The 18,574-nt window shown below is 68.1% G+C and carries 19 protein-coding genes; 14 read left to right on the forward strand and 5 right to left on the reverse strand.

The window, feature by feature from the left end; all coding sequences use genetic code 11:
* The first annotated feature begins 2 nt into the window (after positions 1-2).
* From LHU95_RS13385 to LHU95_RS13400, 4 genes are read left to right on the forward strand one after another with little or no spacing between them, the layout of a single operon-like run.
* Complete coding sequence (locus LHU95_RS13385) at positions 3-1,214, forward strand: M20/M25/M40 family metallo-hydrolase (RefSeq protein ID WP_248707462.1); 1,212 nt, start codon at positions 3-5, stop codon at positions 1,212-1,214.
* Positions 1,215-1,235: 21 nt separating this feature from the next.
* On the forward strand, positions 1,236-2,201 hold the full coding sequence (locus LHU95_RS13390; RefSeq protein WP_248707463.1) for a tripartite tricarboxylate transporter substrate binding protein: 966 nt from the start codon (positions 1,236-1,238) through the stop codon (positions 2,199-2,201).
* Position 2,202: 1 nt separating this feature from the next.
* Entirely contained in the window at positions 2,203-4,488 is a 2,286-nt protein-coding gene (locus LHU95_RS13395) for a penicillin acylase family protein (protein ID WP_248707464.1), read from the forward strand.
* A 5-nt stretch (positions 4,489-4,493) separates the two neighbouring features.
* On the forward strand, positions 4,494-5,633 hold the full coding sequence (locus LHU95_RS13400) for a benzoate/H(+) symporter BenE family transporter (RefSeq protein WP_248707465.1): 1,140 nt from the start codon (positions 4,494-4,496) through the stop codon (positions 5,631-5,633).
* Between the two features lie 24 nt (positions 5,634-5,657).
* Here the strand turns inward: LHU95_RS13400 and LHU95_RS13405 are convergent, their stop codons facing one another.
* Genes LHU95_RS13405 through pobA form a run of 3 tightly spaced genes read right to left on the reverse strand, consistent with a single transcriptional unit; the run spans position 5,658 to position 8,639 of the window.
* Positions 5,658-6,530 (reverse strand): 3-keto-5-aminohexanoate cleavage protein, encoded by an 873-nt coding sequence (locus LHU95_RS13405; protein ID WP_248707466.1) that lies wholly within the window; start codon positions 6,528-6,530, stop codon positions 5,658-5,660.
* Positions 6,527-7,474, reverse strand: a complete 948-nt coding sequence (locus LHU95_RS13410) for a Gfo/Idh/MocA family oxidoreductase (protein ID WP_248707467.1) — start codon at positions 7,472-7,474, stop codon at positions 6,527-6,529. The genes LHU95_RS13405 and LHU95_RS13410 overlap by 4 nt, the downstream gene beginning before the upstream one ends.
* Positions 7,475-7,478: 4 nt before the next feature.
* Positions 7,479-8,639, reverse strand: a complete 1,161-nt coding sequence (gene pobA, locus LHU95_RS13415) for a 4-hydroxybenzoate 3-monooxygenase (protein WP_248707468.1) — start codon at positions 8,637-8,639, stop codon at positions 7,479-7,481.
* Positions 8,640-8,680: 41 nt separating this feature from the next.
* On the opposite strand from pobA, the gene LHU95_RS13420 reads away from it, so the two are divergent.
* Positions 8,681-9,316 carry a DsbA family oxidoreductase gene (locus LHU95_RS13420; protein ID WP_248707469.1) on the forward strand — a complete coding sequence of 212 codons (636 nt, stop codon included), beginning with the start codon at positions 8,681-8,683 and terminating at the stop codon, positions 9,314-9,316.
* Positions 9,316-9,798, forward strand: a complete 483-nt coding sequence (locus tag LHU95_RS13425) for a CinA family protein (protein ID WP_248707470.1) — start codon at positions 9,316-9,318, stop codon at positions 9,796-9,798. Before LHU95_RS13420 ends, LHU95_RS13425 begins: the two co-directional genes overlap by 1 nt.
* Here LHU95_RS13425 and LHU95_RS13430 read toward each other — a convergent pair.
* Together LHU95_RS13430 and LHU95_RS13435 are read right to left on the reverse strand one after the other, a co-directional pair.
* Positions 9,788-10,381, reverse strand: a complete 594-nt coding sequence (locus LHU95_RS13430; RefSeq protein WP_248707471.1) for a nuclear transport factor 2 family protein — start codon at positions 10,379-10,381, stop codon at positions 9,788-9,790. The two genes, LHU95_RS13425 and LHU95_RS13430, sit on opposite strands and share 11 nt — an antisense overlap.
* Positions 10,381-11,265, reverse strand: coding sequence for an alpha/beta hydrolase (locus tag LHU95_RS13435; RefSeq protein WP_248707472.1), 885 nt, complete (start codon positions 11,263-11,265; stop codon positions 10,381-10,383). Before LHU95_RS13435 ends, LHU95_RS13430 begins: the two co-directional genes overlap by 1 nt.
* A gap of 87 nt (positions 11,266-11,352) precedes the next feature.
* Between LHU95_RS13435 and LHU95_RS13440 the strand changes: the two genes are divergently transcribed.
* The 8 genes from LHU95_RS13440 to LHU95_RS13475 all read left to right on the forward strand — a co-directional run bounded on the left by LHU95_RS13440 (position 11,353) and on the right by LHU95_RS13475 (position 18,564).
* Complete coding sequence (locus tag LHU95_RS13440) at positions 11,353-12,453, forward strand: ring-opening amidohydrolase (protein WP_248707473.1); 1,101 nt, start codon at positions 11,353-11,355, stop codon at positions 12,451-12,453.
* 67 nt (positions 12,454-12,520) lie between these two features.
* Positions 12,521-12,976: an SUF system Fe-S cluster assembly regulator gene (locus tag LHU95_RS13445; RefSeq protein ID WP_248707474.1), complete on the forward strand. Its 456-nt coding sequence runs from the start codon at positions 12,521-12,523 to the stop codon at positions 12,974-12,976.
* Positions 12,977-12,984: 8 nt separating this feature from the next.
* On the forward strand, positions 12,985-14,439 hold the full coding sequence (gene sufB, locus LHU95_RS13450; RefSeq protein ID WP_248707475.1) for a Fe-S cluster assembly protein SufB: 1,455 nt from the start codon (positions 12,985-12,987) through the stop codon (positions 14,437-14,439).
* A 3-nt stretch (positions 14,440-14,442) separates the two neighbouring features.
* Complete coding sequence (sufC, locus tag LHU95_RS13455) at positions 14,443-15,183, forward strand: Fe-S cluster assembly ATPase SufC (protein ID WP_248707476.1); 741 nt, start codon at positions 14,443-14,445, stop codon at positions 15,181-15,183.
* A 5-nt stretch (positions 15,184-15,188) separates the two neighbouring features.
* The gene (gene sufD / locus LHU95_RS13460) at positions 15,189-16,448 is read left to right on the forward strand and encodes a Fe-S cluster assembly protein SufD (RefSeq protein ID WP_248707477.1); all 1,260 of its coding nucleotides are present in this window, start codon (positions 15,189-15,191) and stop codon (positions 16,446-16,448) included.
* A 58-nt stretch (positions 16,449-16,506) separates the two neighbouring features.
* Positions 16,507-17,754, forward strand: a complete 1,248-nt coding sequence (locus LHU95_RS13465) for a SufS family cysteine desulfurase (RefSeq protein ID WP_248707478.1) — start codon at positions 16,507-16,509, stop codon at positions 17,752-17,754.
* Positions 17,751-18,215: a Fe-S cluster assembly sulfur transfer protein SufU gene (gene sufU / locus LHU95_RS13470; protein WP_248707479.1), complete on the forward strand. Its 465-nt coding sequence runs from the start codon at positions 17,751-17,753 to the stop codon at positions 18,213-18,215. Before LHU95_RS13465 ends, sufU begins: the two co-directional genes overlap by 4 nt.
* On the forward strand, positions 18,208-18,564 hold the full coding sequence (locus LHU95_RS13475; RefSeq protein ID WP_248707480.1) for an SUF system Fe-S cluster assembly protein: 357 nt from the start codon (positions 18,208-18,210) through the stop codon (positions 18,562-18,564). Before sufU ends, LHU95_RS13475 begins: the two co-directional genes overlap by 8 nt.
* Positions 18,565-18,574 lie beyond the last annotated feature (10 nt).

Here is an 18,574-nt window from a genome sequence, read left to right on the forward strand (position 1 = left end):
ACATGACGACCGACCAGACCATCGCGGCCATCCGCGCCCATCCCGGCTATCTGAAGGCCTGCGAGGTGATGCGCGCCGAGCATGATCGCACCGTCAGTGACATCATCACATTGACGGAAATCCCAGCACCCCCCTTCGCCGAGGAAAAACGCGCGAGCGCCTATCTCGACATGCTGCGCGCCCATGGGCTGGAGGAGGTGACGCAGGATGAAGTGGGCAATGTGATGGGCCTGCGCCGCGGCTTCGGCAATGGCGATATCCTCGTCGTCGCCGCCCATCTGGACACGGTGTTCGCCGCCGGCACGGATGTGCGCGTGCGGCGCGAGGGCACGAAGCTCTTTGCCCCCGGTGTGGGCGATGACACGCGCAGCCTGGCCGTGAACCTCGCCTTCCTGCGCGCCATGGATGCGGCGGGGCTGCGCACGCGGCATGACATCCTCTTTGTCGGTGATGTGGGCGAGGAAGGCCTCGGCGATCTGCGCGGCATCCGCCACCTGTTCGCGCATCATCCCAAGCGCGAACGCATCCGCGCCTTCCTGACGGTGGACAGCCCGGATGTGGATCGCATCGTCACCGGCGGCATTGGTTCGCGCCGGTATCGCGTGACGTTCCGCGGCCCCGGCGGGCACAGCTACGCCGCCTTCGGCCTGGTCAATCCCATGTATGCCATGGCCGAGGCGGCACGAACGCTGGCGGCGATCAAGGTCCCGCGTGAGCCTGTCACGACCCATTGCGTGAGCGTGGTGTCCGGCGGCACCTCGATCAACGCGATCCCGGAGACGGTGACGATGGAGGTGGATTTGCGCTCCGCCAGCGCCGAGCAGCTGGGCCGGCTGGAAAAGCAATTCCTGGAGGGCGTGCACGCGGCCGTGGCGGGCGAGAATGCGGCCCGCAAGGGCGAGATCGCGGCCGAGCTCATCCCCGTGGGCGACCGCCCGGCCGGGCATACGCCCAACGGCTCGCCCATAGCGCGCCTGGCTTCGGCGGCGGTGGCGGCCGAGGGCTATGCGCCCAGCTTCGAATGGTCCTCCACCGACGCCAATATCCCGATGAGCCTGGGGATTCCCGCGCTGCGCATCGGCTCGGGCGGCACGGGCGGGCGGGCGCATTCGCTGGAGGAGTGGATTGACGTGGAGATCGAAAGCTCGCTGCGCGGCATGCGCGCGAGCCTCGCGACCATCCTCGCCATCGCGGAAATGGAAATGGCGGAATAACCGCCAACCTGGGAGAGAGACATGTCCATGCAACGCCGAAGCCTGCTCGCCGCCAGCCTTGCCGCCCCCTCACTTGCGCAGGCGCAGATCGAGTGGCGCCCCACGCGCCCCATCACCTTCATCCTGCCCTTCGCGGCCGGTTCGGGGACGGATGCCGTGGCGCGCGTGCTGGCGCAGATGCTGGGGGCGGAGCTGGGCGTGAACATCACGGTGGACAACCGCGCCGGCGCCAATGGCACGATCGCGGCCGCGGCCGTGATGCGCGCCCCTGCCGATGGCCACACGCTGTTCATCACCACCAACACCACGCATGGCGCCAATTCCTGGCTGCTGAAGCGAATGGATTATGACCCCATCGCCGATTTCACGCCGATCTCGCGCCTTGGCCAATATGTGTTCTGGCTGACCGTCGGCGCCGATGTGCCGGCGCGCAACTTCCAGGAATTCGTCGCCCTGGCCCGCGCCAGGCCCGGCCAGATCAGCTACGCGTCGGGGAACGGCACGGGCATCGTGGCGGGTGCGACCATCGCGCGCCTGGCGGGGGTGGAGATGCTGCACGTCCCCTACCGCTCCACGCCGCCCGCGCTGACCGATGTGCTGGCCGGGCGCGTCACCGCGATCGTGGTGGACCTGACACCGACCCTCGGCCATGTGCGGGACGGGCGGCTGCGGGCACTCGGGCAGACCAACAAGCGCCGCTCGGCCCTGATCCCCGACGTGCCGACGCTGGATGAGGTGGGGCTGACCGGCTTTGACCTGCAAAGCTTCGCCGCCATCTTTGGCCCCGCGCGACTGCCGGCCGAAGTGGTGGGCACGATTTCGGCCGCCATGCAGCGCATCGGCGCGCGGCCCGAATATCGCGCCCGGATGGCCGAGCTCGGCTTCGATGGCTTCACCTCCACGCCGGAAGAACTGAACCGCTTCGTGGTCGAGCAGATCGCCGCCTGGGGCGAGATGATCCGCGGCGCCGGGATCGAACCCGAATAGGATGGCCCGGCGGCGGCGCAAAACCGGCTTCTGGGGCCGCCTCCTGCTGGGCCTTCTGGTCCTGCTGCTGGCGATTCCGCTCGGCGCCTTTGGCCTCCTCTGGTGGACCTTGCCCTCGGACGCGACGGAATTGCGCATCGAGGGGCTGACGGCGCCCGTGCGCATCACGCTGGATGAGGCCGGCATGCCGCGCATCCAGGCGGCGAATGAACGCGATGCCGCAACCGCCATGGGCTATCTCCATGCGCGGGACCGGCTGTTCCAGATGGAGATGATGCGGCGCGGTGCCGAAGGCCGCCTCTCCGAGGTCGCGGGCAGCGCCTCGCTGCGGCTTGATCGCTTCAGCCGGACGCTCGGCCTCAGGCAGCGCGCCGAGGCGGATTTCGCGGCACTGGATGCCGAGACGCGCGGGCTGCTGGAGGCCTATGCGCTGGGTGTGAATGCGCTGATCCGGGAGCGCGGGCGCTTCGCGGCACCCGAATTCCTGCTGCTGGGCCAACCTGAGCCCTGGCAGCCGCAGCACTCGCTGCTCTGGGCCAAGGTGATGGGGCTTTGGCTTTCGGGCAATTGGCGCACGGAGTTGGAGCGCGCGCGGCTGGCCGCGGTGCTGCCGCCGGAGCGCCTCTGGGACCTTTGGCCGGCGGACCGCACGGCCGGTCGGCCGGATGTGGCGGCGCTGCCAGGGCTGGAGCGCATCCTCGCGGCCATACCGGTGTTTGGCACCGACGCCCCCCTGCCCGCCTCTGCCTCCAATGCCTGGGCGGTGGCCGGTTCGCGCAGCGCATCGGGCGCGCCGCTGCTCGCCTCCGATCCGCATCTGGGCTATGGCGCGCCGGTGTTGTGGTATCTGGCCCGGGTGGAGCTGGCCGATGGCCGCATGCTTGCCGGAGCCACGGCACCTGGCACGCCGCTGATGATCATCGGCCGCAACGCCGATCTCGCCTGGGGCTTCACCACCACCCATTCCGACACGCAGGATGTCTTCATCGAGACGGCGGATGCGGTGCGCCGGACGCGCACCGAGATCATCGGCGTGCGCGGCGCCGAGCCCGTGATCCTGGTGGTTCGCGAGACCGCGAATGGCCCGGTCATCTCCGATCTCGAAGAGGCGCCGCGCAGCGATGTCCGCCTGCTCAGCGTCCGGATGGCCAATCTGGAGCCAAATGACACCACGGCACGCGGCATCCTCGCGTTGAACCGTGCCAGGAACATCGCCGATGCAAGGGCGGCGGCGGCACTGATCGCCTCGCCCCCGCAAAACCTCATGGTGGCGGATCGTGCGGGCGGGATCGCGATGTATCTCACGGGGCGCACCCCCGTTCGCGCCGCGGGCGATGGCAGCCTGCCCACCCCGGGAGATCAGCCCTGGACGGGCTTCGTGCCCTTCGACGAATTGCCGCATGTGGAAAATCCGGAGACGGGCCTGCTGGTCAACGCCAATAACCGCGTGAGCCCGGAGGGGCACCCCGTGCATCTCTCCCGCGAATGGTATGCGGATTGGCGCTTCCGCCGCATCCATGAGCGCCTGGCCGCGCAGGAGGTGAATGGCCCCGCGGAATTCGCCGCCATCCAGATGGACGCCGTCTCGCTCCTGGCGCGCGAAACGCTGCCCTTCCTGAACAGCCTGCCGCGCGGGACGGGCGCCCTTGGCCAGGCCCAGGCGCTGCTGGCCGAATGGGATGGGGAAATGGCGGCCGGATTGCCGCAGCCGCTGATCTGGAATGCCTTCGCCCGCCGCATGCCGCTGCTTGCCTTGCGCCAGGCGCGCGTGGCCGATGCACCTGCCCGCGCGGAATTCCTGCGCTTCCTGCTCACCTCGGCCGAGGCGGGCTGGTGGTGCGGCGGGGATTGCCGGGCCATGGCGGCGCTCGCCCTCGCGGAAGCTGTGGCGGAACTCGCCACGCAATTCGGCCCGGACCCGGTTGCCTGGCGCTGGGGCCAGGCGCATCAGGCGCGCTTCGAGCATCCTTTGCTGCGCTTCATCCCTGGCATGAACCGGGTGATCGGCCTCAGCGCGGCTGTCTCCGGCGATGGCGAGACGGTGCAACGCCAAGGGCTGCGCGGCGGCGGCGCGGAGCCCTACCAGGCCATGCATGGCGCGGGGCTGCGCTTCGTGGCCGATCTCGGCGGTCCGGAAACCAGCTTCGCGATCATCGGCACCGGCCAATCGGGCCATCCGCTCTCGCGCCATTGGGGGGACCTGCTGGAAGCCTGGCGCAGCGGCGGCATGCGGCAGCTCGGGCGTGAAGCGGCGCAGGTTTCGGCCACCATCCGGCTCGCGCCGTAGCCCTTATGCTGCAACCTGTTCTGCTGGGGCTGCTGGCCTCCTTTGTCGGCTTTGCTTCCTCCTTCGCGGTGGTGTTGGCGGGCTTTGCCGCGATGGGCGCGACGCCCGAGCAGGCGGCCTCCGGCCTCGTCATGCTGTGCGTGCTGATGGGGGCGCTGGGGGCTGGGTTTTCGCTGGTCTGGCGCATGCCGATCTCCATCGCCTGGTCCACGCCCGGGGCTGCGCTGCTGGTGACGACGGGCGCGCCGGAGGGCGGGTTTTCCGCGGCCGTGGGCGCCTTCCTGGCGGCCTCGCTGCTGCTGGTGGCGGCCGGGCTGTGGCGGCCTTTCGCCCGCGCCGTGGAGCGCATCCCGCCGCCCATCGCCGCCGCCATGCTGGCGGGTGTGCTGCTGGATCTGTGCCTCGCGCCCGTACGGGCGGTGGGGGCGCTGCCATGGCTGGCCCTGCCGGTGGTGCTGGCCTGGGCGGTGATGCTGCGGCTGAACCGGCTCTGGGCCGTGCCGGTGGCGGTGGTGGTGGCGGTGGCGGCCTTGCTGCTGGGGCCGGGGCTGCCCGGAGCCGGCGGCTGGGAGGCACCGCGCCTCGTCTGGGTGACGCCCAGCTTCGAGTGGGGCGCGATGGTCGGGATCGCGCTGCCGCTGTTCCTGGTGACCATGGCCTCGCAGAACCTGCCTGGCTACGCGGTGTTGCAGGCGAATGGCTACAGGCCGGAGATGCGGCCGGTTTTCCTGGTGACGGGTGCGGGCAGCTTCCTGGGTGGGTTTTTCGGCGGGCAACTGGTCAATCTGGCGGCGATCACGGCCGCCTTGTGCGCCGGGCCGGAATCCCATCCCGATCCCGCGCGGCGATGGGTGGCGGGCCTGGTCGCGAGCCTGGGCTATCTGGGCTTTGCGCTGGTGGCGGGCATCGCGGCGAGCGTGGTGGCGGCCGCCCCCCCCTTGCTGATCCAGGCGGTGGCAGGCCTGGCCCTGCTGGCCTCGCTGGCGGGCGCGCTGACTGCGGCCATGTCGGTGGAGGCGTTGCGCGTGCCGGCGATCGTGACCTTCGTGGTCTCGGCCTCGGGGTTGAGCGTGGCGGGCATCGGCGCCGCGTTCTGGGGCCTGCTGGCAGGGGGCGCGCTGATGTGGATGTTGCGCGGCAAGTGACCGGGGGCCGGGGGGCGCCCTGGCTTACTTCTGGCTGAGGATGTTGCGGGCCTCCGCCGGCGAGGCCGCGTGCTCCCCCAATTCCTCGACGATCCGCCTGGCCCGCGCCACCAGCGGCGCATTGCCTTCCGCCAGCACGCCGCGCGCCAGATAGAGATTGTCCTCCAGCCCCACGCGCACATGCCCGCCGAGGATCACGGCCTGCGCCACCATCGGGAATTGCGCGCGGCTGATGCCGAAGGCGGACCAGAGGCCACCCGGCGGCACAAGCTGCCTGAGCGCCAGCATGGCCTCAGTGGTGGCGGGCGCGCCCCAGGCGATGCCGAGGCAGAGCTGGAACCAGGGCGGCGCCTCGAACAATCCGCGCCTGACCATATCGGCCGCCAGCATGGCGTGGCCAAGGTCGAAGATTTCCAGTTCCGGCTTCACGCCGGCCGCTCGGATCATCTCCGCCATCTGGGCCAGATGGGCCGGCGTGTTCACGAAGGCGGCCGGCCCGAAGTTCATGGTGGCGATGTCGAGCGAGCAGATATCCGGGCGCAATTCCAGCACATGCGCCACGCGCTCCGCAGGCGTCGCCATGCCCTTCGGCCGCGAATTGATGTTTGGGTCCTCGCCGGGGGCGAAGCTGGCGCCGGGGCCGGTGGTGAGGTTGATCAGCACATCACTGCCGGCATCGCGGATGCGCTGCACCGTCTCGCGATACAGGGCCACATCGCGTGAGGGCTTGCCCGTCTCGGGGTTGCGGACGTGGATATGGACGATGGCCGCACCGGCAGCGCGCGCCGCCAGCGCTTCGCTCGCCAGTTGCGCCGGTGTGATGGGCACGTAGGGCGAGGCGCCGGTGCTGTCCGCACCGCCGGTGAGCGCTGCCGTGATGATGACGGGGCGGGTCATGCGGCGAGGATTCCTTCGACGATCTCCTGGACGGAGAGTGCCTCCTGAAGGGTGGCCAGGTCCACCGCCTCGCCGCGCGTGAGGGCGGCGAGCTTGTCGAGCTGGCCCGAGAGCGTCAGGGGCCGCATTTTCTCATTGGGCAGGGCATCGGGAGCGGCATGCCAGGTGCCGGCGGGCGCAAGCTTCTCGGCGAAGGACCAGTCGCGCAGGCGGATCGCACCCTGCGCCCCCTGGATGCGGGTGATGTTGTGGTCATCGGCGAGGGTGATGCCAACGCCGCCCGAGATCGTCACCGGCACATCGCCGGCCGAGAGGCGGGCGGCGATGGCGGTCTCGCTGCCGGCTCCGGGCGGATAGGTGACCCGCGCGGCTTCCAGCGCCAGCGGCCCGACCAGGCGCTGCGCCAGGAACAGGAAATGCGAGATGACCTCACGCGTGAAGCCGCCCTCGGCACGCTCGGAGAGCCAGGAGGCGGCCCCCTGCTGCCAGCCGCGCGGCCAGGCGGCGAAAGCGGCGCTGATGTCGATGCCGTGGATATTGCCGATGCCCGGCAGCCATTCGCGCAGCTGCGCGATGGAGGGCGAGGAAGCCATGGGGAAGTTCACCGCCGCGCGTTGCCCCTTCGCGGCCGCCACGAAGGCGCGGGCAGCGGCGAGGTCCGAGGCGAGCGGCTTTTCCAGGAACAGCGCCCGTCCGGCCGCCAACACCTGCTGGCCCAGCGCGATATGCGAGGCGGGGGGCGAGGCGATGTAGACCGCGTCACTCGCCGCGATCACGGCCGCCGCATCGGCGCTCATCGTGAGATCGGGCGTGATGGAAGCGAGCCGCGCCACGGCGGCGGCACCCGGGTCCCAGACGGCGGTGACCCGCGTATTGCCATGCGCCAGGGCCGCGCGCATCAGCCGCTCGCCCATGATGCCCAGGCCCAGAATGCCCAATTTCAACGGTTCATGCATCGTAAGGCAGCCCCACATATTGTTCGGCAAGGCCGGTGCGCGCGGCCTCGGAATTCACCAGGTAATCGAGTTCAGCGACCTGCACCCGATGCTCGAAGGGGTCGTTGTCGCTGAATTTGTGCAGCATGGCGGTCATCCACCAGGAGAAGCGTTGCACTTTCCAGATGCGGCGCAGGCAGGTCTCGCTGTAGCGGTCCATCAGCGCCATGCCCTGGCCGCGGTAGAACGCCACCAGCGCCTGGGCCAGCACGCGCACATCAGCGACGGCGAGGTTCATGCCCTTGGCCCCCGTGGGGGGCACGATATGCGCGGCGTCGCCGGCCAGGAAGAGGCGGCCATGGCGCATGGGCTCCGCCACGAAGCTGCGCATGGCGGTGACGCCCTTTTGGAAGATCGGCCCCTCATTCACCCCACCGAGGCGCTGATGCAGCCCTTCCCAGATGCGCGCATCGGACCATTGGGACAGGTCCTCATCCGGCGCGCATTGCAGATAAAGGCGGGAGACGGTGTTGCTGCGCATGGTGGCGAGCGCGAAGCCATCGGCATGGCGGGCGTAGATCAGCTCATGGCTGATCGGCTTGGCCTCGGCCAGGATGCCGAGCCAGGCGAAGGGGTAGACGCGCTCATAAACCCGCAGCACCTCGGGCGGCATGGCGGCGCGGGAGGGGCCGTGGAAGCCGTCACAGCCGGCGATCACGTCGCAGCGGAGTTCGCGCGGGCTGCCATCGAGCGTGAAGGTGATGCGCGGCTGGTCGGTGGTGATGTCATGGATCGCCGCATCCTCAACCTCGAAATGCAGCGGGCGGCCCGTGGCGAGGCGCGCGGCTACCATGTCCTTCACCGCCTCCTGCTGGCCATAGATGGTCACGCGCTTGCCGGTGAGGCCGTGCAGATCAATGCGGTGGGATTGGTCGTTGAAGCGCAGCTCCATGCCGTCATGCGCCAGGCCCTCGCGGTGCAGGCGGGTCGCGAGGCCGGCTTCGGTCAGCGTGTCCACGCTGCCCTGTTCGAGCAGGCCGGCACGGATGCGGCCCTCGATATAGGGGCGGGATTTCGCCTCGATGATGACGCTGTCTATGCCCGCACGGTGCAGCAGGTGCGCCAGCAACAGCCCGGCAGGCCCTGCCCCCAAGATCCCCACCTGTGTCCGCATGGCCAAACCCCCGCTACCCTCAACCCCGGCAATGGCGCAGAATGCGCCAGACGACAACGGGGATGATGATGGACCAGCCGCGCCGCATTGATGTGATCTCGGACGTGATCTGCCCCTGGTGCTGGATCGGCAAGCGGCAGATGGAGCGGGCGCTGGCCATGCTGGACCAGAACTTCACCATCCATTGGCGGCCCTATCAGCTAAACCCTGACATGCCCGCCGAAGGAGTGGAGCGCGCTTCCTACCGCGCCGCGAAATTCGGCAGCGTGGAGCGGGGCGCGGAGCTGGACGCCAATGTCGCCGCCGCCGGCCGCGCCGTGGGGCTGGAATTCCGCCATGACCGGATGCTGCGCACGCCCAACACCATCGCGGCCCATCGGCTGATCCGCTGGGCGGGCGAGCCCATCGTCGAGCCCCTGTTCCAGGCCTATTTCCACGATGGCCAGGATATCGGCGACCATGCGGTCCTGGCGGCCATTGCCGCCACCATCGGCCTGGATGCCAAGGCATTCCTCGCTTCCGACGAGGGCGATGCCGAGGTGCGGGCCGAGGATGCGCATTTCCGCCGCATCGGCATCAATGGTGTGCCGAGCTTCGCGCTGGACGGTGCCGTAATGTTCAGCGGCGCCTATCCGGCCGAGCATATGGCGCAGGTCTTTGGCCGGAAGGCCGCCTGATGCAGGCCCTTCTGGACCGGGCCGCCGCGCTGGGTGAACGCCTGCGCGCGCGGGGCGAGACCATCGCCATCTCGGAATCCTCCTCGGGCGGGCTGGTTTCGGCGGCTTTGCTCGCCCTGCCCGGCGCCTCGGCCTATTTCGTGGGTGGGGCGGTGACCTACACCACCACCGCGCGCGGCGTTCTGGTCGGGATCACGCCAGAGCAGATGGTAGGGCTGCGTTCCTCCAGCGAGCCCTATGCGATGCTGCTGGCCCGCACCATGCGCGAGCGGATGGGCACGACATGGGGCCTGGCCGAGACGGGGGCTTCGGGGCCGACAGGCAATCGCTATGGCGATGCGGCGGGCCACACCTGCTTCGCGATCTCGGGGCCAGTCGAGATGGTGCGAACGCTGGAAACCGGCCAGGCCGAGCGCTGGCCGAACATGCTGGAATTCGCGCTGGCCACACTCGGCCTGCTGGATGAGGCGCTCAGCGCGTGAGCGGCGCGCCGGCCAGCCAGGCCTTGCCATCGGCGTAAAGCGCTTCGACCTCCGGCCCCTTCAGCCCCGGCATATCCCGCTTCACCGCATAGCCGATGCGGGTCTGCAGATAGGCTAAATGCCGATAGCCCTCCGGAAATTCCGCGAGCAGCGTGGCATCCAGCGAAAGTCGCGCATCGGGGGCGATGGGGTCCATCCGGTCCTTCTCGTAGATCGGCTGGCGCAGCAGCAGCTTCCAGACGCCGTCGTGCTTTTCGATGAAATCATAGAAGCGGCCGGTGCAGACCACATCCACCAGCACGCCCTCGACCTCGGCGCGCTGGCTGATGGTCATCTTGGTCTGGCTGATGGCGCGGCTGCCCACGATCTCGCTGCTATGCCCGCCCAGGAAATGCAGGATGGAGACGCCGCGATTCCAGCCCTCGATGGAGGCCGTGATGAACTCGGCGGCCGTGCCCTGCTTCCAGGTGGCCATCATCCGGCCCTCGGGGTGCCAGCAGGTGGAAAAGCGCTGCCAGTCGCCGGCATCGCGCCAGACCGCCCAATTCTCGATCAGGGCGCGGATTTCCAGAGCGTCGCTCATCAGGGCTTCGCCGCGATGATGGCACCCGACAGGCTGGCGGGGATACGGTCCTTCCAGGCGCCGGAATCCACCGCGGTGATGAAGTCCAGCACGGCACGATTGAAGGCGTCGGGGTCTTCCAGATTCATCGTGTGGCCGCATTTCGGCATGACCAGCAAAGCCGAGCTGCTGATGGTGCGCTTGAGGTAGATGGCGGGTTCCAGCGTCGGGTCATCCTCATCGCCCGCGATGATGAAGGTGGGCAGCTTCAGCTTGCGGAATTCGGCATCCAGCTCGAACAGCGAGGGCCGTTCGCGCTGCACGCCGAGCATGGTCAGCGCCGAGCCTTCGGTGGAGTGCTCGGCCATCTGCGCCTCGAATTCGGCGAAGCCGCGCGGGTCCTTTTCCTCAAAGACCAGCCGCGTCGGGCCATGGGCGTAGATGGTTGCGAATGTCTCGATGCCGCCCGCGCGCAGCTTGGCGACGGAGCCGTCAATCTCGGCCTGGAACTGCGCACGCTTATCGGGTGCCGCGCCATAGCCCACGCCGGCCGCCGTCAGGCTGCGCGCCAGATGCGGGTGGCGAAGGCCCAGATGCAGTGTCGCGAAGGCGCCCATGGAAAGCCCGACGACATGGGCGGGCGCCAGGTTCAGCGCGGTGATGACAGCGGCGATATCATCCGTCGCGCGGTCCTGGCCGTAGGATTTCGGCGTGGAGGGAACGCTGCTGGGCGGGTAGCCGCGGGCATGGAAGGCGATGCAACGGTAGCGCCGGGCAAAGAAGCGAAGCTGCGGCTCCCAGCTGCGCGCATCGCCGGCGAATTCATGGGCGAAGACCAGGGGCGTGCCCTCACCCGCTTCGATGTAATGCAGGTCAACGCCATCCTCGGTGCGGATGCTGGGCATATGGGCTGGGCTCCTTTGTCGCGGGCGTAACTTGCGGCGGGGGGCGCGGCGCGGCAAGGGAGGCCGGCCAGCCAGGAGTGTCCCATCATGCCCCGCCAAGCCCTCGCCTTCCGCGTCGCCATGCGCCATCCGGGCGATGTTTCCGCCATCGCGGCCCTGTTCGAGGAGGGCGCGCTGAACCCTGCGGAAGTGGTCGCCATCCTCGGCAAGACCGAGGGCAATGGCTGCGTGAATGACTTCACCCGCGCCTATGCCGTCAGTGCCCTGGCTGCGATGCTGGCCGGGCGTCTCGGCACCACGCCGGAGGCTGTGATCGCACGCGTGGCGCTCGTCATGTCGGGCGGCACCGAGGGCGGGCTCTCGCCGCATTTCCTGGTGCTGGCGGTGCGCGAGGTGACGGCGCCCGCGACCGGCGCACTCGCCATCGGCATCGGCTTCACGCCGGATTTCGCCCCCGAGGAGATCGGCCGCCTGGCGCAGCTGCGTGCGACGGCTGAGGCCGTACGCGCCGCGATGGCCGATGCCGGCATCACCAACCCGGCCGAGGTGCATTACGTGCAGGTGAAATGCCCGCTGCTGACCTCGGCGAAGGTGATGGAGGCTGCGGCGCGCGGGCAGAGCGTCGCCACGCATGAAACCTATCCCTCCATGGGGCTTTCGCGCGGGGCGGCGGCACTCGGCGTGGCCCTGGCGCTCGGCGAAATCCCCGAGGCCGCACTGTCGGATGCGGTGATCGGCGCCGATTGGTCGCTGCATTCGGGCCGCGCCAGCTGCTCGGCCGGAGTGGAGTTGGAGCGTTGCGAGGTAATCGTGCTGGGCAACAGCCCCGATTGGGCGGGCGATCTCATCATCGGGCATGATGTGATGGCCGATGCGTTGGATTTCGGCGCGGTGCAGCGGGCGCTGGCGTCGGTCGGCCTCGCCGCCCCCGGGCAATTGGAGGCGGCGGCGCGCGGGCAACTGGTCGCCGTGCTGGCCAAGGCCGAACCCGCGACGACGGGCAGCATTCGCGGCCTGCGCCACATCATGAATGACGACAGCGACATCAACGCGACGCGCCACGCCCGCGCCTTGGTCGGCGGCGTCATCGCGGCGGCGGTGGGCCGCACGGACCTCTTTGTCTCGGGCGGTGCGGAGCATCAGGGGCCGGATGGCGGCGGACCCGTCGCGGTGATCGCGCGGCGATAAACCAGCGGCGGGGACTGGAAACCGGACGCGATTGGTCCTATTTGAATGGGGCCGCAGGAGAACGCCGGTGCTGAAACTCTCCAGATTGACCGATTACGCCGTGGTGGTGCTGTCGCGCATGGGCCGGACGGATGCTCCGTTGCTCAGCGCGCCAGGCATTGCCGCACGCACCGGCCTGGCCGAGCCGACGGTCGCCAAAGTGCTGAAAATCCTGGCCCAATCTGATATCGTCGAGGGCTTGCGCGGCGCCCGCGGCGGCTACCGCCTGACCCGCCCCTTGAGCGAGATCACCCTGGCCGAGGTGGTCGTCGCGTTTGACGGCCCCATCGCGCTGACCGCCTGTGTGGATGGCGGCATGGGCGGCTGCGAGAGCGAGCATCTCTGCCCCGTCCGGGGCCGCTGGGACCCGGTGAACCATGCCATCCGCGCAGCACTGGCCGGCATTTCCGTGGCCGAGCTTGCAAGGGGCGGCTGCGGTGCCAGTTCCATGACCATTCCTGATCACTTCGCCGCCGCCGAGTAGGAGCGCATATGCCTGCCGTTGCAGAGACCCTCGAGACCGTCCAGGCCGCCAGCGATGGCGGCTACAAGTGGGGTTTTGAGACCGATATCGCCATGGAATACGCGCCCAAGGGGCTGAACGAGGATATCGTTCGCTTCATCAGCGCGAAGAAGAATGAGCCCGAATGGCTGCTGGAATGGCGGCTGAAGGCCTATCGCCACTGGCTGAAGATGGAGGAGCCCGACTGGGCCGCCGTCAACTATCCGAAAATCGACTACCAGGACGCGTATTACTACGCGGCCCCCACCAACAAGGTGGTGCCGAAGTCGCTGGACGAGGTGGACCCCGAGCTGCTGCGTACTTACGAAAAGCTCGGCATCCCCCTGCGCGAGCAGGAGCGGCTGCAGGGCATCGCCGTGGATATGGTGTTCGACAGCGTCTCCGTCGCCACCACCTTCAAGGACCGGCTGTCAAAGGATGGCATCATCTTCTGCTCGATCAGCGAGGCGGTGCATGAGCACCCCGAACTGGTGCAGCAATATCTGGGTTCCGTGGTCCCGCCGGGCGACAACTACTTCGCCTGCCTGAACTCGGCCGTCTTCACGGATGGCAGCTTCGTCTTCATCCCCAAGGGCGTGCGCTGCCCGATGGAGCTTTCCACCTATTTCCGTATCAACGCCAAGAGCACCGGCCAGTTCGAGCGCACGCTGATCATCGCCGAAGCGGGTTCGCACGTCTCCTATCTGGAAGGCTGCACCGCGCCGATGCGCGATGAGAACCAGATGCACGCCGCCGTGGTGGAGCTGGTGCTGATGGATGACGCGACCATCAAGTACAGCACGGTGCAGAACTGGTACCCGGGCGATGCCGAAGGCAAGGGCGGCATCTACAACTTCGTCACCAAGCGCGCCGCCTGCCGCGGTGCCCGCAGCAAAGTGAGCTGGACGCAGGTGGAGACGGGTTCCGCGATCACCTGGAAATACCCCTCCTGCATCCTGCTCGGCGATGACAGCGTGGGCGAGTTCTACTCGGTGGCCATCACCAACAACCACCAGCAGGCCGATACCGGCACCAAGATGTGGCATGTGGGCAAGAACACGAAGTCCACGATCGTCTCCAAGGGCATCAGCGCGGGCAAGGGCCAGAACACCTATCGGGGCCTCGTGAAGATCAGCCCGAAGGCGACAGGTGCCCGCAACTTCACGCAATGCGACAGCCTGCTGATCGGCGATCAATGCGGCGCGCATACCGTGCCCTATATCGAAAACCGCTGCGCCACCGCGAAGATCGAGCATGAGGCCACCACCTCGCGCATCGCCGAGGACCAGCTGTTCTACTGCCGCTCGCGCGGGCTCACGCAGGAAGAGGCGGTGGGGCTGATCGTGAACGGCTTCTGCCGCGAAGTGCTCAAGGAATTGCCGATGGAGTTCGCCGTGGAAGCACAGAAGCTTCTGGCGATTTCGCTCGAAGGGAGCGTTGGTTAAGTCATGTTGAAGATCGAAGGCCTGACGGCCGAAATTGATGGCAAGCAGATCCTCAAGGGGATCAATCTCGAAGTCCCGACGGGCGAGATCCACGCCATCATGGGCCCCAATGGTTCGGGCAAATCCACCCTCTCCTACGTGCTGAGCGGGCGTGAGGGCTATGAGATCACGGGCGGCACCGCCAGCTTCAACGGCATGGACATCCTGGCGATGGCGCCGGAGGAGCGCGCGGCTTCGGGCCTGTTCCTCGCCTTCCAGTATCCGGTGGAATTGCCGGGCGTGGGCAATGCGAATTTCCTGCGCACCGCACTGAACGCCATCCGCAAGGCGAAGGGCGAGCCGGAAGTGGACGCCATGGCCTTCCTCAAGCTGGCCCGCGCCAAGCTGAAGACGCTGCAGATGAGCGACGACATGCTCAAGCGCAACGTCAATGTCGGCTTCTCGGGTGGTGAGAAGAAGCGCAACGAGGTGCTGCAGATGGCGCTGCTGGAGCCCTCTCTCGCCATCCTCGACGAGACGGATTCCGGCCTCGACATCGATGCGCTGAAGATCGTGGCCGATGGCGTGAATGCGATGCGCGGCCCGAATTTCTCGGCCCTCGTCATCACGCATTACCAGCGCCTGCTGGATTATATCGTGCCGGACCGCGTACATGTGCTGATGGGTGGCCGCATCGTGAAATCCGGCGGCAAGGAACTCGCGCTGGAGCTGGAGGCGGAGGGTTACGCCCGCGTGGCCGCATGAACGCCATGACCTCTGGCGGTTTCGTCGCGCGCTTCGAGGGGCTGCGCGCGCATCTCCCTGGCGGCCGCACGCCCTGGGTGGCGGCGCTGCGCAGCGAAGCGGCCGAGCATTTCGCGCTGGCCGGCCTGCCTGGCCGCAAGCTCGAAGCCTGGCGCTACACCGACCTTACCCCCATCGCCCAGGCGGGCTTCACCGAGGCGCTGACGCTGGTGGTGGAAAACCCGGCCCTGCCGCCGATGCGCGCGGCATTCCGCGCCGTCTTCGTGGATGGCCGCTTCGCCGAAGGGCTCTCCGTGCTGCCCGGCTGGTGCCGCTCCCTCGCCGCCCATCTGGGCGATGCCGAGGGGCTGCTCGGCGCCATCGCGCAAAGCCTGCCCGTCGTCTCGCTCAACACCATGCTGTTCGAGGATGGCCTGCTGCTGGACCTGCCGGACGGGGCGGAGGGCGGCGCGCTGGAATTGCTGAGCATCGTCACCCATACCGAGCGGCCGATCGCCTTTCATCCGCGGCATCTGCTGCGCATCGGCGCGGGCGCTTCGCTCACGCTCATCGAAACCAGCATGGGGCCGAATGGCGCGAGCTACCTCCATAATCCGGTGTTCGAAATCCATGTCGGCGCGGGTGCGACCCTCTCCCATGTGCGCATCCAGCGTGAGGGACGTTCGGGCTTCCAGCTCTCCACCGTGCTGGCCGCGGTGCAGGCTGGCGGCACTTATGATAATTTCACGTTGAACGCCGGCGCCAAGCTCGTTCGCAACGAGATCCACACGGCCCTCCTCGGCCCCAAGGCGGCCTGCCACATGAATGGCGCGCAGCTGGCGGGCGACGGCCAGCACGCCGACACCACCACCTTTCTCGATCACGCGGCCCCCGACTGCGCCAGCCGCCAGACCTACAAGACCGTACTGGCCGGCAAGTCGCGCGGCGTGTTTCAGGGCAAGATCCTGGTGCGGCAGGTGGCGCAGCGCACCGATGGCTACCAGATGAACCAGGCGCTGCTGCTCTCCGAAGAGGCCGAGATTGACGCCAAGCCGCAGCTCGAAATCTACGCCGATGACGTGAAGTGCAGCCATGGCGCGACGGTCGGCGCGCTGGATGAGGCGCAGCTCTTCTACCTGCGCGCCCGCGGCATTCCGGCCGAACAGGCCCGCGCCATGCTGGTGCAGGCCTTCCTGGTCGAGGCCATCGAGGGCGTCACCCACCCCCTCGCCCAGGCCGCCCTGGCGGAAGCGACGGATGGCTGGTGGGAACGCGAGGTCGCATGATCCGCGCAGCCGCTTCACACCTCCGGGCTAACGCCTTCCAGCGATCGGATGCGAGGTAATGGATACGAACATCGCCTCCGGCTTTGACGTCACCCGCATCCGCCAGGATTTCCCCATCCTGTCCACGCAGGTGCGCGGCAAGCCGCTCGTCTTCCTCGACAGCGGAGCCTCGGCGCAGAAACCGCGCGTGGTGATGGACGCCATGACGCGCGCGATGGAGACGGCCTATGCCAATGTCCATCGCGGCGCCTATCACCTCAGCGAAGTGGCGACGGAAGCACATGAGGCAGCGCGCGGCGCCGTGCAGCGCTTCCTGAACGCGGCCGAGCCGGAGGAAATCATCTTCACGCCCAATGCCACGGGCGCCTTCAACCTCGTCGCCCACAGCTTCGGCCGCGCCATGCTCAAGCCTGGCCAGTGCGTGCTGGTGAGCGAGATGGAGCACCATGCCAACCTCGTCCCCTGGCAGATGCTGCGGGATGCGGGCCTCGGCATCGGGCTGCGTTTCGTGCGCGTGACCGATGCGGGTGAGCTCGATCTGGAGGACCTCGCCGCCAAGCTGGCCGATGGCAAGGTGGGACTGGTGTCCGTCACCCACATGTCCAACGTGCTGGGCACCGTGACACCTGCAGCACAGATCGCGCGCATGGCGCATGAGGCCGGCGCCCGCGTGTTGTTCGATGGCAGCCAGGCCGCCGTGCATCGCGCCGTGGATGTGCGGGCGCTGGATGCTGATTTCTACATCTTCACCGGCCACAAGCTCTACGGGCCCACTGGCATTGGCGTGCTCTATGGCAAGCGCGCGCTGCTCGATGCCATGCCGCCCTTCTTCGGCGGCGGCGACATGATCGAGACCGTCACGCTGGAGCATTCGACCTTCGCGGCCGCCCCTGCCCGCTTCGAAGCCGGCACGCCCGCCATCATCGAAGCGGTCGGCCTGCACGCGGCGATTGACTATGTGAACGCCATCGGCATGGCCGCGATCGAGGCGCATGAGCGCGCCCTGGTGGACCACGCGATGCGCGCGCTGACCCAGGTGGAGGGCCTGGCGCTGCTGGGCGGGGCGCAAGATCGTGGCGGCGTCTTCGCCTTCACGCTGGAGGGCGTGCACCCGCATGACCTCTCCACCTATCTCGACCGTTCGGGCATCTGCGTTCGCGCCGGCCGCCATTGCGCCGAGCCGCTGCACACCCGCTTCGGGCTGGAGGGCGGCAGCACGCGGGCCTCTTTCGGGCTTTACACGACGCGGGGAGAGATTGATTTCCTCGCGACGAAGCTGACCGATGCGCGGAGGTTCTTTGCGTGAGCGCGCCGGCGGGATTTGACGAGCTGCAGGACCTCTACTCCAAGGTGCTGCGGGACCTTGCCCGCAATCCGGCGCATCGTGGCCGGCTGGAGAATGCCACCGCCACCGCGCGCGGTGACAACCCGATGTGCGGGGACCGGGTAGAAATCTTCATCAACCTCGATGGCCCGCGCATCACGGAAGCCATGTTCACCGGCCGTGGTTGTGAAATCTCCCAGGCCAGCGCGGCCCTGCTCACGGAGCTGGTTCGCGGCAAGTCGCCAGCTGAGGCCCGTGCCCTTGGCCAGGCCGTGGCGCGCCTCGCCCGCAGCGGCGAGCGCGACGAGACCAGCGAGGATCTCGCCCGCCTGTCCGTCTTTTCCGTCGTGAAGAATTTCCCGAGCCGCGTGAAATGCGCCACCCTCGCCTGGCACGCGCTTGATGCCGCGCTTGCGGGCGTGAAGGAGACCAGCAGTGAGTGAAAATGCGACCCATGGCAGCTGGACGCCCGCGGGCGAAGCCCTCCCCAAGGTTACCGAGGAGGGCGTGATTGCCGCCATCAAGACCGTGTTCGATCCGGAAATCCCGGTGGATATCTACGAACTCGGCCTGATCTACGCGATCGAGCTTGGCGATGACGGCAAGATCAAGGTGGAGATGACGCTGACCACCCCGTCCTGCCCCTCGGCGCAGGAATTGCCGAGCATGGCGGAAGAAGCCATCCGCCAGATCCCTGGCGTGACCGACTGCGAGGTCGAGATCGTCTGGGATCCGCCATGGGATCAGTCACGCATGAGCGAAGATGCGCGCCTTGCGCTCAACATGTTCTGAGGGAGACACG

It is taken from the genome of Sediminicoccus sp. KRV36, from assembly GCF_023243115.1.
Lineage (GTDB): Bacteria > Pseudomonadota > Alphaproteobacteria > Acetobacterales > Acetobacteraceae > Roseococcus.

What these genes read in the sequence shown, in the direction of transcription:
- LHU95_RS13385 (WP_248707462.1), top strand. Translation starts at nt 3, where the DNA reads ATGACGACCGACCAGACCATCGCGGCCATCCGCGCCCATCCCGGCTAT.
- LHU95_RS13390 (WP_248707463.1), top strand. Translation starts at nt 1,236, where the DNA reads ATGTCCATGCAACGCCGAAGCCTGCTCGCCGCCAGCCTTGCCGCCCCC.
- LHU95_RS13395 (WP_248707464.1), top strand. Translation starts at nt 2,203, where the DNA reads ATGGCCCGGCGGCGGCGCAAAACCGGCTTCTGGGGCCGCCTCCTGCTG.
- LHU95_RS13400 (WP_248707465.1), top strand. Translation starts at nt 4,494, where the DNA reads ATGCTGCAACCTGTTCTGCTGGGGCTGCTGGCCTCCTTTGTCGGCTTT.
- LHU95_RS13405 (WP_248707466.1), bottom strand. Translation starts at nt 6,530, where the DNA reads ATGACCCGCCCCGTCATCATCACGGCAGCGCTCACCGGCGGTGCGGAC.
- pobA (WP_248707468.1), bottom strand. Translation starts at nt 8,639, where the DNA reads ATGCGGACACAGGTGGGGATCTTGGGGGCAGGGCCTGCCGGGCTGTTG.
- LHU95_RS13420 (WP_248707469.1), top strand. Translation starts at nt 8,681, where the DNA reads ATGCGCCAGACGACAACGGGGATGATGATGGACCAGCCGCGCCGCATT.
- LHU95_RS13425 (WP_248707470.1), top strand. Translation starts at nt 9,316, where the DNA reads ATGCAGGCCCTTCTGGACCGGGCCGCCGCGCTGGGTGAACGCCTGCGC.
- LHU95_RS13430 (WP_248707471.1), bottom strand. Translation starts at nt 10,381, where the DNA reads ATGAGCGACGCTCTGGAAATCCGCGCCCTGATCGAGAATTGGGCGGTC.
- LHU95_RS13435 (WP_248707472.1), bottom strand. Translation starts at nt 11,265, where the DNA reads ATGCCCAGCATCCGCACCGAGGATGGCGTTGACCTGCATTACATCGAA.
- LHU95_RS13440 (WP_248707473.1), top strand. Translation starts at nt 11,353, where the DNA reads ATGCCCCGCCAAGCCCTCGCCTTCCGCGTCGCCATGCGCCATCCGGGC.
- sufB (WP_248707475.1), top strand. Translation starts at nt 12,985, where the DNA reads ATGCCTGCCGTTGCAGAGACCCTCGAGACCGTCCAGGCCGCCAGCGAT.
- sufC (WP_248707476.1), top strand. Translation starts at nt 14,443, where the DNA reads ATGTTGAAGATCGAAGGCCTGACGGCCGAAATTGATGGCAAGCAGATC.
- sufD (WP_248707477.1), top strand. Translation starts at nt 15,189, where the DNA reads ATGACCTCTGGCGGTTTCGTCGCGCGCTTCGAGGGGCTGCGCGCGCAT.
- LHU95_RS13465 (WP_248707478.1), top strand. Translation starts at nt 16,507, where the DNA reads ATGGATACGAACATCGCCTCCGGCTTTGACGTCACCCGCATCCGCCAG.